Origin of the sequence: Synechococcus sp. N5 (assembly GCF_900473925.1) — a bacterium.
Taxonomy (GTDB): domain Bacteria; phylum Cyanobacteriota; class Cyanobacteriia; order PCC-6307; family Cyanobiaceae; genus Parasynechococcus.
Genome location: NZ_UCNI01000013.1, coordinates 50,574 through 63,071 on the forward strand (window position 1 = coordinate 50,574; position 12,498 = coordinate 63,071).

A 12,498-nucleotide genomic window follows, 5' to 3' on the forward strand; every position below is an offset into this window, starting at 1 on the left:
TCAAATGAACTGATTAGGGTCCGGTCATGGCTGAATCCGGAGCGCTGTTTTTTGTTCTGATGGCGGGGCTGGCCGGTTCGATGGCCCTGGTTTACGTGCCCTTGCGCATCTTTCTCACCGCTACTGCCCGCAGTCGACGGTTACGCCTGCTCCAGCGCATCCGCCGCTTGCGGGATGAGTTGGCCCAACCCCTTGATTCCTGATCCTGAGGGTCAGGCCATCACCATGCCACCATCCACCTGCAGCACCTGGCCTGTGATGTAGGCCGCGGCCGGGTCGGCGGCAAGGAAGCGCACGGCACCGGCCACCTGCTCCTGGGTGCCAAAGGTTCCCAGGGGGATGTCTTTGAGGATGGCCTCCGCATCGAGGTCCTTGGTCATGTCTGTGGCAATGAAACCCGGAGCCACAGCGTTCACGGTGATCCCACGGCTGGCGAGCTCTTTGGCGGTGCTGCGGGTGAGACCGATGACGCCCGCTTTGGCGGCGGCGTAGTTGGCCTGTCCTGCATTGCCCATCAGCCCCACAACGGAGGTGATGTTGATGATCCGACCGCTCTTCTGTTTGAGCATCGGGCGTGCCACGGCTCGCGTGCAGAGGAACACTCCACTGAGATTGAGGTCGATCACCGATTGCCAATCGTCGGTTTTCATCCGCATCAGCAGGCCGTCCCGCGTGATGCCGGCGTTGTTCACCAACACATCCAAACGGCCGCTGCGCTCCAGCACCGTCTTGATCAGGCCATCCACCTCGGCCTCAACCGACACGTTGGCTTGCAGGGCATAGGCACTGCCCCCAGCTGTTGTGATGGCAGCGACAACTTCATCGGCGGCGGCGGCGGAACTGGAGTAGTTCACAACCACCTCTGCACCGGCTTCGCCCAGGGCCAGGGCGATGGCCCGGCCGATGCCGCGACCTCCTCCCGTCACCAGGGCGGTCTGTCCGGCAAGAGAAGCGCTGGGAGACATGGAGGCACCGTTGATCGGAGGATCGTACGGAGCCGTCGTCATCCAGCTCAACCCGGCATCGTTTCAATCGTGTCGACGGTCTCCCCAAGCAACGACTGAAAGGTGGCGAGCTGGGTTTTGCTTCCCAGCACGATCAGGAGTTGCCCCGGTGCCATCTGGGTGTCGCCGCCTGGATTGGCGATCAGCTTTCCGTTCTCCCGGATTGCCAGCACCATGGCCCCGCTGCGACGGCCCAGCTCCAGCTCCGCCAGGCTCCTCCCGCGGATCTCCATCAGGTGCTGAGGGTCGTGACTCAGCTGGAATTCCTCGATTTCATAGTCGGAGCCCGCCAACAGCTCCATGAAGTTGAGGGCCAGCGGTCGCAGCGCCGAAGCGGCCATCACCCGGCCACCAGCCACATAGGGACTGACCACCACAGTGGCGCCCGCCAGCCGCAGCTTTGAGGCGGCTTCATCGCTGTTGGCGCGAGCAATCAAGCGGCAATCCGGTCGTAGGTCTTTGGCGCTGAGGATCACGTAAAGATTGGAGGCATCGCTGGGTAGGGCTGCCACGAGGCTGCAGCAGCGTTCCAGACCTGCGTCCAGCAGGGTTTCATCGAGGGTTGCATCGGCCTGAAGCACCCAGAGGCCATTCTCGTCTGCCACGGCCTTTCGCTCTGGATCGGTTTCGATCACCACGAGGGGCACCGCGTCCCGTTGCAGTTGGGCTGCAATCTCCTGTCCGATCCGGCCGTAGCCGCAAAGAATCACGTGGTCGTGAAGGCCTTCCAGCATGCGGAGAAAGCGGAACTCCCGCAGTCTGCGGAAATATCCCGACTCCTTCAGCCCGAGAACGCGTTGGATGGCCAGTTGCACAACCACCAAGCCACCCACAACGATCAAGACGGTGACCAGGCGGCCTGGAGGTGAAAGCGGGGCGACTTCTCCAAAACCGATGGTGCTGATGGTGATCAGCACCATCCAGAGGCAATCGCCCCAGTCCCATCTCTCCGTGATCCGATAACCGAGAGCACCCGCGAAGATCACAGCACTGAGGGCAGTGATGGGCCCCCGCCATGGAGCCGTGATCAGCTTCAGCTGTCCCCTGGCTCGGCGCCGCCTCATCGGACGTCTCCTCAGAAACCGAGGGCCGTCAGCACATCACTGCTCTGCAGCGTGGCGAGCTCCTGCGGGCGGCTGAGGCAGCGGATCTCCTGGCGCTCGGGAAGGTCTGCGGACTCGGCTCCGAGGGCAACAAGGGGGGTGCCGCAATAGATCGCCAGGCGCTGGGACACCGGGCAGCTGCTGAGCACGACATCGGCATTGGCCACCAAAGCCGCCCGTTTGGTCAGGCTGAGCTCGGCTGGCAGCACCATGCTGCGTAGCGCCGGTAGGCGGCTTTTGATCGTCTCAGGCAGCTGGTGCCATTCCGCTGCAGGCCAGTCATTCCCCTGGCCGGATGGCGACAGCAGCAGCAGGGGGCCGTCACCGCTGGGCAGTGCTTCACGGGCTTCCTCAAGCGCCTCTGCCGCCAGGGACAGGCGGAACTGATCGGCCTTGAGATCAAGGCCCAGGGCTTGAAGAAAGGGGTTGAGACGCTGCGCCGTCCAGCCGGGACCGACGCTGACCTGGTCGGTGCAGGCAAATCCCTCAACCGCCAACCGTTTGGGGATATGGCTCATCGACAGCATCAGGTTCACTTGCTGCCCTTCAGCGAAGTTGATGCAGATCTGAAAGTCGGGTTCGCGCACACAACCGAGCAGGTTTGCCCAGTCCGCAAGGGTGGGGTTGGCCTCGAAGCTGAACGGCAACAGCTTGTCCAGGCACGGCAGAAGCTTCCATGGAGCTGCCTGCTGGGGGTCACAGGCCACCTGCAGGCTGGCGTTGAGCTTCTGGCAGATGTCGGCCAGAGCCGGTAGACGGTCCAGCTGGTCTTCGAGCGAACCCGGGCTCAGGGCAAGAACTCGCATGCAGCGCCGCCATCCATGGTGCGAGCTGATTGTATGGAGGTCGTTTACGCCTGTCTGGGGCAGGAGTCGATTGTGCATCTGTTGATTGCTGCGGCGGGAAGCGGTCGGCGCATGGGTGCGGATCGCAACAAGCTGCTGCTGCCGTTGGCCGGACGCCCCGTCATTGCCTGGACCCTGGAGGCGGCCCTGCGTTCCGAGCGGATCGAATGGATCGGGATCGTCGGCCAGGAGGTCGATCGAGAGGCCATCCTTGCGGTGCTGGATGCACCCAGCAAGCCGGTGCACTGGATCCAGGGCGGCAGCACGCGGCAGGAGTCGGTGCTTTGTGGTCTTGCGGGGTTGCCGGAGCAGGCTCGGCACGTCTTGATTCATGACGGCGCCCGCTGTTTGGCTGAACCGGAGTTGTTTGATCGCTGTGCAGCTGTGGTGGAGGCCGGCACGGCGCTGATTGCTGCAACGCCGGTGAGCGACACGATCAAGCGCGTGGGATCTGATGGTGTGATTCGCGATACGCCGGATCGATCGGAGCTTTGGGCTGCGCAGACGCCGCAGGGCTTTGCCGTTGATCAGCTGCGTCGCGGCCACGCTGAGGCGGTTGCCCAAGGCTGGACGGTCACCGACGATGCGTCGTTGTACGAGCGTCTGGGGTGGCCTGTGCAGGTCTTGGATGCCGGTCCCTCCAACATCAAGGTCACCACACCGTTTGACCTCACCGTGGCGGAATCCGTGCTCGCCCTCAGGTCAGCAGGCTGAGCCGGCCGTTTTCGCCGTCCAGGCGTGCCATCGCCCCCATGGGCAGGGCTGCGTTTCCGGATCGGTGACCAACGGGCAGGTCCATCACCCTGGGAATGCCGAGATCGGCCGTGCGTTCCTCAAGAACCTGCTCAAGGTTGAAGCTTTCGGAGGCGTCTCTGGTTTCATCGGCGCACCCTTCGAAATTGCCAAATGCCAGGCCCGCCAGGCCCTGCAAGCTGCCATTCAGCCTCCACTGAGTCAGCATCCGATCAATGCGGTAAGGCGCTTCACCCACGTCCTCCAGCACCAGAACGGCTCCCTTAAGGGGGGGCACGAAACGGCTTCCCAACAGGTGGGTGGCCACGGTCAGATTGGCCACGAGCAGGGGACCGCTTCCCACCCCGCCGCCACCACCCCGACCTTGCAGGTCAGGAATGGTGTTGCCGAAGAGCAGGTTGCGCAAGCGGTCACGGCTCCATTGTGGTTCCTCCGCAAGTGTTGTGAGCAAGGGGCCATGGATGCCCCCCATAAACCCTGCTGCCTGGCGGGCCCAGAGCAGAGCTGTCACGTCGGAAAAGCCCAACAGCCAGCCACTCTGCCAGCGGATGGGCTGCTCCAGCAGCCGAGCAGCCCCCCATCCACCGCGGGCACAGGCGAGCAGCGCTGCCGGTTCTGCCGGATGCAGATCGGCATGACGCGTGTCATCGCGCCCTGCGAAGTAGCCCCAACGTCGGCTGGCCAAGGTCTGGGGTTGAACATCGAGGCCCCAGCTCTGCAGGACCGCAATGCCCTCCTGCAGCTTGATGTCGTCCTGCAGGGCTGAACTGGCGGCCACACAGGCCACACGGTCTCCAGTGCGGAGTGGAGGAGCCGGGGTGATGCGCATCAGGCTCCCCATCCCCTGGCCAGAACCAGGCCGAGCAAGAGCAGCGTCCCGGCCTGCACCTGCTGGGTAAAGTGCTTCCCGTAGGTGCCCATTGAGGCATCCTGTTTGTTCAAGGGGTTGCAGCTGAGCTGCATGAAGACGGCGGCAAGCAACCAGAGAGGCCAGAACGGTGCTGGGATCTGAGCCGAACGTGCCGCTATGGCAAGGGTGATGGCTGTCACGAGGTAACAGCCCCGAACCACAGGAACCACGCGGGATCCGAGGGTCAGGGCGCTGCTGCGCAGGCCGAGGCTGGCATCGTCACGTCGGTCGGCCATGGCATAGACCGTGTCGAAGCCGAAGGTCCAGACCACGGTTGCCAGCCAACTGCACACCAGGGCAGGACTCACGCTCAAGGAGGCCGTTGCTGCGGCCCAGGGGATCAGCACCGCGAAGCCCCAGCACAGCGCCAAGATCGCCTGGGGGAAGGCGAACCACCGCTTTGCCGATGGATAGCCGAGGATTGGCAGCACGGCCGTGCAGGCCAAGGCGAGACAGATCCCGAGGCTGGCGGCCGGCAGACTCAGCACAACAGCCAGGCTGAGGCCCAGCAAGATCAGCAGCAGAGCGAAGGCTGGCCCTCGCTGCAGCGCACCTCTGGCCAGAGGCCGATGTTGTGTGCGTTCCACCTGGCCGTCGAAGCGCTGGTCCCAGAGGTCATTGGCGATGCAGCCTGCTCCGCTCACCGCCAGGCCCCCCAGCAGGATCTGCAGGATCAGCACAACACTGGGCGGAGCGCTTGGATTCAGCCAGAGGGCCCAGCCTGCTGGGATCAGCAGAATCAGCCGGCCGGTGGGTTTGTTCCAGCGGAGCAGTTCGATCCAGGGCTGAAGACGTGCAGAGCTGCTGATCACAATCAACGGGATTTGAAGAACCCTAGTCAGGGCCTGATGGCCTCGGCTGTCAGTGTCAGAGTGGGTTTCATTGCCGCTCTGACGTTGATGCTGGATGCCAAGGCCCCAGCCCAGCCAACGGAACAGAACAACGGCGCGTCGCAGGCAGTGAACGCTGATCAGCGTCGGATCGCCGCCATCGATATCGGAACCAATTCCTTTCATCTTCTGGTGGCAGCCGTTGATCCGAAGCTGCGCACGTTTCGGATCATCCAGGCCGAAAAGGCCACCACGCGTCTGGGGGAGCGTGATCCCGAGACCGGTGAGCTGACCGCGGCGGCGATGCAACGGGGGCTGGACACCCTTCGCCAGTTCAGAGATCTCGCCGCCAGTCACCGGGTTGAGCAGATCGTCACAGCGGCGACGAGTGCCGTTCGAGAAGCACCCAATGGTCGCGATTTCCTCCAGAGCATCCTGGACGATCTGGGGATGGAGGTGGATTTGGTCAGCGGCCCCGAGGAGGCCCGGTTGATCTATCTGGGCGTCCTCTCAGGAATGCCGTTTGGAGACCGTCCGCATCTTCTGCTCGACATCGGCGGTGGCTCTACGGAACTGATCCTTGCCGATGGTCGTGATGCCCGCGCCCTGACCAGCACCCGTGTGGGGGCTGTGCGACTCCAGCGGGACTTTGTTCGGGATGATCCGATGCCCCCTCAACGTCGATCGTTCCTGCAGGCCTTCATCCAGGGGTCGCTTGAACCTGCGGTCGACAAAGTGCGCCGCAGGATCAAACCCGGTGAAACCCCTGTTTTGGTGGCCACCAGCGGCACGGCGATGGCGATTGGCTCCCTTGCAGCGAGTGAAGAGGAGCGCCCACCCCGCAAATTGCATGGGTATTGCGTCACCCGGCAGAGCCTGAACAAGGTGGTTGATCAATTGATCACGATGACCCCTGCGCAGCGACGGGAGTTGGCTCCCATCAACGATCGTCGGGCCGAAATCATCGTTCCCGGTGCGCTGATCCTGCAAACCACCATGAAGATGCTGGGTGTGAAGGAGTTCGTGCTCAGTGAGCGGGCGCTCAGGGAAGGTTTGATCGTTGATTGGATGCTTCGCCAGGGTCTTCTGGAAGACCGCTTCAGCTTTCAGAGCAGCATTCGGCAGCGCACTGTGCTCCATCAGGTGCAGCGCTTTGCGGTGAACCAGAGCAGGGCTGAACGGGTTGCCAGCCATGCCCTCAGCCTCTACGACGCCACGCGAGGCGTGATGCATGACGACAGTGGCGAAGGGCGTGAACTGCTTTGGGCTGCTGCCATGCTCCACACCTGTGGCCAGCACATCAACATCAGCGCTTACCACAAGCACACCTGGTACTTGATTCGTCATGGTGAGCTGCTGGGCTATTCCGAGGCGGAGCACTTGATGGTGGCGGCCATTGCCCGCTATCACCGCCGCAGCCTGCCGAAGAAACGCCATGAGTCCTGGCAGCTTGTGGCCACCCGAGACAACCGTCGTTGTGTTCATCAGATGGCCCTGCTGCTGCGCTTGGCCGCGGCTCTGGATCGCAGGCCTGAGCCGGTGATCTCAGCACTCCGCATTCATGCGGTGAAGGGAAGTCTGGATCTGGAGATCGTCCCTGAGCGGGTCAACCAGAACGTCAGCCTTGAACAGTGGAGCTTGGAAGGCTGCGCTGAGGTGGTGAAGGAGGCGGTTGGCGTGAATCTGAGCGTCAGGGTGCAGGGCTGAGCGGGATCCAGCGGATGTCATCCACAGCGCCAAGAGTGCGTGTCTCGGCATCCGGAGAACTCAGCTGCACCAGATCAGGCCGGCCGGCGTAGATCTCCACCAGGTCAGGATTGTCAATCCTGCGCTCACCGTTCAGCAGCCCTTCGAATTCCACAACTCCCTCACGCCGTAGGGCGATCCAGCTGGGTTCGCTGCTGCTGATCGTGAGGCCCAGGTCTGCCGTTGGTGGCGCTGGAACGATGAGGGCATCGCGCTCATCTGCAACCTTGGTCACCTCCAGATCGGTTTCGCTTGGCTCAAGGGTTGGATTGGCAGGCTTCAACCCCTGGGCGAAGCGCGTCAACTCGGAGGCGTTGCTCCACACAACAAAACCAAGGCCAGCAAGCCCGGCGAGGGCCACGAGGGGAAGTGGATTGAATGTTCTCCGGTTCTGAGGAGCGATGCCCCGCGTTGTTGCCCCGGGAGTCGACCGTTTGGGCGGTCTGGTGGTGAGGGGGCCGAGGGTCTGAACCATGGCGTCAGCATCCACACCCAGATGCGAACTGATCCGGCGCACCATGGCCTTGATGAACACGGGTTCAGGCAGTTCGGTTTGATCGCCCCGTTCCAGTGCTGCCAGTTGCTCCTCGCCCATGTGCAGCTGGCCGGCGAGCTGGTTCTGGCTCAGGCCCGCAGCAGCCCGCGCTTCGGCCAACTGTCGCCCTGCTTCAACCAGGCCCGTGGCTTTGCCTTGGTCGTCCGCAGGACTCCGCTCGTTCATCAATGGGTCGATCGACCTCGTTCAAAGCTGAACTTAGGCCGATCCAACAGTGCAGAAAGCACCAAAAGGATTAAATCCCACCAAAAAATATGGGCGATACTGGATTCGAACCAGTGACCCCTTCCGTGTGAAGGAAGTGCGCTACCACTGTGCTAATCGCCCGCACAAATCGATCTTAAACCACCGCCTATTGGGGTTTCGGACGGAACAGGTGGTCGTGGTCAGGCGAGTAAAGCCGTGAGCGCTGGGGACCACCGGCAAGGGCTGGACTCACCACATAAAGCGTTGTGCGAATCAGATTGCGTTCTCGACTCACCGCAGCCATCTCCCTGAGAGGGACAACGGTGAGCATCTGATCAGGCCAGCTCACCCGATGTCCTATGGCCACGGGCGTGTCGGCGGGGTAGTGCTCCAGAAGGGTGGTTTGCACCTCTTCAACGTGTCGTGCACTCAGATAGATGCAAAGGCTGGCGCGCAGGGCGGCCAGCCGATCCAGCTGTTCCCGTTCCGGCACGCCGGTGCGACCCCCAGCGCGACTGAGAACAATGGTTTGCACCACGCCTGGAAGGGTGAGTTCGCTGGCGAGTCCGGCGGCTGCCGCTTGGTAAGCGCTGATCCCGGGGATCACTTCCACAGGGATGTCGGCGTCACTCAGGGCGCAGATCTGTTCATTGATAGCGCTGTAGAGCGCCGTGTCTCCATCGTGGAGCCGCACCACCCGTTTGCCCTGGCGCTGCCGGTCGATGAGTAGCGGGATCAGCTCTTCGAGTGTGGTCGTGCTGGTGCGGATGCGTTCGCAATCCGCCGGCGCCAGATCGGCGATGGCTGGACAGACCAGGGAATCCGTCCAGATCAGCACGTCGGCTTTGTTCAGACGGTCAGCCGCGCGAAGAGTGAGCAGGTCTGGAGCACCGGGGCCTGCGCCGACGAAACTGACAACGTGACTCAACTGCGTTGGCCTGATGGATCAGGCAGGGGTCGCTTCCGTTGATATAGCCACCAAAGTCCCAGTACGCCGAGCGCGACCAGGGTGCAACTCATCAATTGGGCGATGCGGATTCCCCCGTCGCAAGCCGGTGGAAGCGAACCGATGCAGAGAGGATCAATCCGCAGACCTTCGATCCAAACACGGCCAAGGCTGTAGCCCACCAAGTACACACAACTCATGGCGCCCGATGGGAGCATCCCAGGAGCTTTGAGTCCGCGGCGAAAGAGCAGCATCAACAGTCCGAAGAGCAGCAGGTTCCAGATCGATTCGTAGAGGAACGTCGGGTGGAAAAATTCCGACGTGCTGTACATCACAGGGCGGCTCTGCGCCGGGATGAACAGCTTCCACGGCAGGTCAGTTGGAACCCCGAAGGCCTCGGAATTGAAGAAATTCCCCCAGCGACCGATGGCCTGTCCCAAGGCCACGGAGGGAACCAACACATCCAGCACATCCCAGAAGGGTTGCCGGCGCCAGCGGCAGAACAGGATCAGCGTGATTGTTCCCGCCAGCAAAGCACCGTGGATGGCGATCCCTCCTTCCCAGATGGCCAGGGCCTTGAGCGGGTTGGAGGCGTAGTTGTGCCACTCGAAGGCCACGTAGTAAATCCGTGCTCCGATCACGGCAAACAGCACGAGCACCGGCAGGAGATCGCTGACCAGGCCGTTCTCCAGCTGTCGAAGCTTGGCCAGTCGGCTGGAGAGGTTCAGTCCAATCAAGACGGCTGTTGCAATCAGCAGCCCGTACCAACGCAGGGGAAGGAACCAGTTTTGGGTGTGAGGCAAAAATTCCCCTGGCGACTGGAAGGTCGCCAGGGGAAACAGGGCTTCAACAGCCATAGCGATCAGACGCCCTCAGCAGCCTGAACTTTTTCGATCTGCTTCTTCTTCAGCACCAACATGATCTGGGCTAGAGCCACAGCCGCGAAGAAGGCGAGCAAGCCGTAGATCCGAACGGGGTTCTGCAGAACAATTTCTGCGTCCACCTGGCCGAAGCCGCCCACGTTGGGGTCGTTGGTCAGGGCAGCACCGGCTTCGATGCTGTCGCCAACGCTGACCAGAACTTCAGGACCAACCGGAATGGTCTCGCTCACGCTGCTGCCGTCAGCAGCCTTGATGCTGACCACGCTGGCGCCGTTGTCACCAGGTTCGATGGAGGCAATGGTGCCGCTGGCAGGAGCCGTATAGACGGTGTTGTTGCTCTTCTCGCCGGTGGGATAAACCTGGCCGCGGCCGCGGTTGCCACCCACGTGGATCTGGTATTTGCCGAAGTGGATGTTGCTGTCGGTGGCGGGATCAGGGGACAGCACAGGGAAGACGATCTCTTGGTGCTCATCACCAGGAATCGGACCCACCAGCAGGATGTTGGGCTGCTTGTCGCTGTATTGGGTGAAATAAACGCCTTCTGTTTCTTCCTTGATCTCGTCGGTCCAGCGGTCCTGAGGAGCCAGGGTGAAGCCGTCAGGAAGCATCACAACAGCGCCCACCTGCAGGCCCACATCGCTGCCGTCGGCACCGATCTCCTGGAGGCCATTTTCGTAAGGAACCTTGACGCTGGCGGTGAAGACGCTGTCGGGGAGGACCGATTGGGGCACTTCAGCCTGGGTCAGCTTTTTGGCCAGGTGGCAGTTGGCGCAAACAATCTTGCCGGTGGCTTCCCTGGGGCTGTCGTAATTCTGTTGAGCCCAGAAGGGATAGGCCCAGCTGGCAGCCGGAGCAATCAACAGAGCCAGTCCGATGACCAGCGATCCAAGGAAAAGCGAGAGGTGACGACGCATGGGACGGTGAGGGGGATGCAGGCGTAGGGAAGGGAAAAATCAGGCCCACCAGGGCTTATCACCAGTTCGGAAGTCGGTCTCGGTCCACTGGCTCACGAACACGTTGTCGTTCTCCACGCTGACGTTCGCCAGGGCCAGGGAGAGAGGGGCAGGGCCACGGACCACTTTGCCGGTGGCGTCGTACTGACTGCCGTGACAGGGGCACATGAATTTGTTGGCGCCGCTGTTCCAGGGAACAACGCAACCGAGGTGGGTGCAGATGGCGTTGATGCCGTAGCTGCCGATGGCGTCTTCGCCTTCAACGATCAAATAGGTGGGATCGCCTTTGAGGCCCTGCACCAGGCTGCGATCGCCCTCGGGATGGCTGGAGAGCCAGCCGCTGGCTGTGATCGGGTTGCCCAGCTCATCCTTGGCGCTGGTGCCACCGCCACTGCCCGCGGCCTTGGGGGGGATGAAGTAATTCGCCACCGGGTAGAGGGCTCCCAGGGCCACACCGGTGACGGAGCCGAACGTCAGCAGATTCATGAACTGCCGACGACCCATTCCGGGCACATCGCTCGAGGAGAGTTGGGTCATGGCGGACGTTCATCCAGCTCAGAATGGCGTCCATTATGGATGCTTAAGTGCCTGTCAAGCTTTGCAACGACAGGCGTCTACCTGCCCCTGCCGCCCCTGCTTCTGTGCTTTATATCGCCAAGGCCGTGCCCGAGCCGCCGCTCAGTGTTGACGAGGTGATGGCCTGCTTACGCCAGCGCTGGCGGGCGACTTACGACCTTCAGCTGGTGGTTCGACGCCGTCGTTTGTACCTCCAGGTGATGTGGGCCTATCTCGAGCAACAGTCGTTCCCGATGGACCTTGAGGCCTATCGGCAGCATCTCGGTGAGGTGCTGGATGTTGTGAATCGTCTTGGTTTGGCGGGTGAGGTGCGCCAATGGCTCGGTTCCACCCGCGACAAACCCCGTCTTGGTAAGGCGTTGAGTCTTCCGCTGGAGGCGACAGGGCCGGAAGCGGAAACGCTGATCAAGGAGTTTCTGGTCTGAAGGATTCGGTCAGGGCCACCAGGCCGACGCCGATCAGGAACAGTGCCGTGATCGCTCCAGCCAGCAGCAGCATCGTGATCGGATCGGTGGATGGCGTCAGCACAGCTCCAGCCAGGGCTGAACCCAGCACAACCCAGCGCCAGGCCCCAAGCATCGGCCGCCAGCGCACCAGCCCCAGGGCCCCGAGGAGCAATTGCAGAACAGGGAGCTGAAACGCCAGCCCGGTGGCCAGCATCAGCAGCAGAACAAAATCCAGATAACGCTCGATCGACCAGAGCGGCTCCACCACATCGGCGCCGTAGCTCACCAGAAAACGAAGGGCGGCTGGTACCAGGGCCCACCAGGCAAAGGCCAGGCCCGCCATGAACAGAACCGCGGAGCCAGCGACGGCAGGGGCGATCAGGCGTCGTTCGCGGATCGTCAGGCCCGGCAGCACAAAGGCCAGGATCTGAAACAGCACATAGGGCAGGGCCAGGGTGAGGCCGGCGTAGCCGGCTACCTTCAGCGAGACGAATAAAAACTCTCCCGGTGCCAGTTGAAGGAAATGAATTCCGCTGGCTGGCGCTTCCAGCAGGCGCACCAGAGGTTTAACCCCCAGCAGGCAGGTCAGCGCTGCAACAACAACGGCCAGCAAGCTGCGCAGAACCCGTTGACGCAGTTCCTCCAGGTGATCCACCAGAGGCATCTCCACCTCATTGGGCAGATCTGCATCGCCAGGTGCCCTCCCAATGCGAATGGGCGGTGGTGGCTGCAGAGCTGGGGGACCTTCGGGGCGCTCAGACAC

At 62.3% G+C, this 12,498-nt stretch carries 15 protein-coding genes and 1 tRNA gene; 4 read left to right on the top strand and 12 right to left on the bottom strand.

From position 1 onward, the window contains the following. The first annotated feature begins 26 nt into the window (after positions 1 to 26). Entirely contained in the window at positions 27 to 203 is a 177-nt protein-coding gene (locus tag DXY03_RS10535; RefSeq protein WP_114988256.1) for a hypothetical protein, read from the top strand. A 9-nt stretch (positions 204 to 212) separates the two neighbouring features. Here DXY03_RS10535 and fabG read toward each other — a convergent pair whose 3' ends face one another. The 3 genes from fabG to DXY03_RS10550 are packed head-to-tail and all read right to left on the bottom strand — an operon-like array spanning position 213 to position 2,913. Beyond that, positions 213 to 965: a 3-oxoacyl-[acyl-carrier-protein] reductase gene (fabG, locus tag DXY03_RS10540; protein WP_115010420.1), complete on the bottom strand. Its 753-nt coding sequence runs from the start codon at positions 963 to 965 to the stop codon at positions 213 to 215. A 47-nt stretch (positions 966 to 1,012) separates the two neighbouring features. Further along, positions 1,013 to 2,068, bottom strand: coding sequence for a TrkA family potassium uptake protein (locus DXY03_RS10545; protein WP_115010376.1), 1,056 nt, complete (start codon positions 2,066 to 2,068; stop codon positions 1,013 to 1,015). Between the two features lie 11 nt (positions 2,069 to 2,079). Then, positions 2,080 to 2,913 (bottom strand): glycosyltransferase family 9 protein, encoded by an 834-nt coding sequence (locus DXY03_RS10550; protein WP_115010377.1) that lies wholly within the window; start codon positions 2,911 to 2,913, stop codon positions 2,080 to 2,082. 72 nt (positions 2,914 to 2,985) lie between these two features. On the opposite strand from DXY03_RS10550, the gene ispD reads away from it, so the two are divergent. Next, positions 2,986 to 3,666, top strand: coding sequence for a 2-C-methyl-D-erythritol 4-phosphate cytidylyltransferase (gene ispD / locus DXY03_RS10555; protein ID WP_115010421.1), 681 nt, complete (start codon positions 2,986 to 2,988; stop codon positions 3,664 to 3,666). Here ispD and DXY03_RS10560 read toward each other — a convergent pair. After that, a complete protein-coding gene (locus tag DXY03_RS10560) occupies positions 3,650 to 4,534 on the bottom strand; it encodes an LD-carboxypeptidase (protein ID WP_115010378.1) in 885 nt (294 codons plus the stop codon). The genes ispD and DXY03_RS10560 overlap by 17 nt on opposite strands. After that, positions 4,534 to 5,427, bottom strand: a complete 894-nt coding sequence (locus tag DXY03_RS10565) for a 4-hydroxybenzoate polyprenyltransferase (protein WP_115010422.1) — start codon at positions 5,425 to 5,427, stop codon at positions 4,534 to 4,536. Before DXY03_RS10565 ends, DXY03_RS10560 begins: the two co-directional genes overlap by 1 nt. Positions 5,428 to 5,514: 87 nt before the next feature. On the opposite strand from DXY03_RS10565, the gene DXY03_RS10570 reads away from it, so the two are divergent. After that, a complete protein-coding gene (locus DXY03_RS10570; protein ID WP_115010423.1) occupies positions 5,515 to 7,152 on the top strand; it encodes a Ppx/GppA phosphatase family protein in 1,638 nt (545 codons plus the stop codon). Here the strand turns inward: DXY03_RS10570 and DXY03_RS10575 are convergent. From DXY03_RS10575 to petC, 6 genes are all read right to left on the bottom strand, one after another. Then, on the bottom strand, positions 7,136 to 7,912 hold the full coding sequence (locus tag DXY03_RS10575; protein WP_115010379.1) for a RodZ family helix-turn-helix domain-containing protein: 777 nt from the start codon (positions 7,910 to 7,912) through the stop codon (positions 7,136 to 7,138). The genes DXY03_RS10570 and DXY03_RS10575 overlap by 17 nt on opposite strands. A gap of 90 nt (positions 7,913 to 8,002) precedes the next feature. After that, positions 8,003 to 8,074 (bottom strand) — tRNA-Val (locus DXY03_RS10580). Positions 8,075 to 8,099: 25 nt separating this feature from the next. After that, positions 8,100 to 8,861, bottom strand: a complete 762-nt coding sequence (cobM, locus tag DXY03_RS10585) for a precorrin-4 C(11)-methyltransferase (RefSeq protein ID WP_115010380.1) — start codon at positions 8,859 to 8,861, stop codon at positions 8,100 to 8,102. Continuing rightward, positions 8,858 to 9,736 (bottom strand): prolipoprotein diacylglyceryl transferase, encoded by an 879-nt coding sequence (gene lgt, locus DXY03_RS10590; RefSeq protein WP_115010381.1) that lies wholly within the window; start codon positions 9,734 to 9,736, stop codon positions 8,858 to 8,860. The genes cobM and lgt overlap by 4 nt, the downstream gene beginning before the upstream one ends. Before the next feature lie 5 nt (positions 9,737 to 9,741). Next, entirely contained in the window at positions 9,742 to 10,674 is a 933-nt protein-coding gene (gene petA, locus DXY03_RS10595) for a cytochrome f (protein ID WP_115010382.1), read from the bottom strand. Positions 10,675 to 10,713: 39 nt separating this feature from the next. Further along, complete coding sequence (gene petC / locus DXY03_RS10600; protein WP_006850760.1) at positions 10,714 to 11,250, bottom strand: cytochrome b6-f complex iron-sulfur subunit; 537 nt, start codon at positions 11,248 to 11,250, stop codon at positions 10,714 to 10,716. Positions 11,251 to 11,297: 47 nt separating this feature from the next. Between petC and DXY03_RS10605 the strand changes: the two genes are divergently transcribed. Then, on the top strand, positions 11,298 to 11,714 hold the full coding sequence (locus DXY03_RS10605; protein ID WP_115010383.1) for a DUF3067 family protein: 417 nt from the start codon (positions 11,298 to 11,300) through the stop codon (positions 11,712 to 11,714). Here the strand turns inward: DXY03_RS10605 and tatC are convergent. After that, positions 11,695 to 12,399 (bottom strand): twin-arginine translocase subunit TatC, encoded by a 705-nt coding sequence (tatC, locus tag DXY03_RS10610; protein WP_170950543.1) that lies wholly within the window; start codon positions 12,397 to 12,399, stop codon positions 11,695 to 11,697. The two genes, DXY03_RS10605 and tatC, sit on opposite strands and share 20 nt — an antisense overlap. Positions 12,400 to 12,498: the final 99 nt, after the last annotated feature.

Excerpts from the sequence above, each read along its gene's own strand:
- DXY03_RS10545 (WP_115010376.1), bottom strand. The coding sequence starts at position 2,068 with ATGAGGCGGCGCCGAGCCAGGGGACAGCTGAAGCTGATCACGGCTCCA.
- lgt (WP_115010381.1), bottom strand. The coding sequence starts at position 9,736 with ATGGCTGTTGAAGCCCTGTTTCCCCTGGCGACCTTCCAGTCGCCAGGG.
- DXY03_RS10560 (WP_115010378.1), bottom strand. The coding sequence starts at position 4,534 with ATGCGCATCACCCCGGCTCCTCCACTCCGCACTGGAGACCGTGTGGCC.
- petC (WP_006850760.1), bottom strand. The coding sequence starts at position 11,250 with ATGACCCAACTCTCCTCGAGCGATGTGCCCGGAATGGGTCGTCGGCAG.
- DXY03_RS10550 (WP_115010377.1), bottom strand. The coding sequence starts at position 2,913 with ATGCGAGTTCTTGCCCTGAGCCCGGGTTCGCTCGAAGACCAGCTGGAC.
- tatC (WP_170950543.1), bottom strand. The coding sequence starts at position 12,399 with ATGCCTCTGGTGGATCACCTGGAGGAACTGCGTCAACGGGTTCTGCGC.
- DXY03_RS10575 (WP_115010379.1), bottom strand. The coding sequence starts at position 7,912 with ATGAACGAGCGGAGTCCTGCGGACGACCAAGGCAAAGCCACGGGCCTG.
- petA (WP_115010382.1), bottom strand. The coding sequence starts at position 10,674 with ATGCGTCGTCACCTCTCGCTTTTCCTTGGATCGCTGGTCATCGGACTG.
- DXY03_RS10535 (WP_114988256.1), top strand. The coding sequence starts at position 27 with ATGGCTGAATCCGGAGCGCTGTTTTTTGTTCTGATGGCGGGGCTGGCC.
- fabG (WP_115010420.1), bottom strand. The coding sequence starts at position 965 with ATGTCTCCCAGCGCTTCTCTTGCCGGACAGACCGCCCTGGTGACGGGA.
- DXY03_RS10570 (WP_115010423.1), top strand. The coding sequence starts at position 5,515 with ATGCTGGATGCCAAGGCCCCAGCCCAGCCAACGGAACAGAACAACGGC.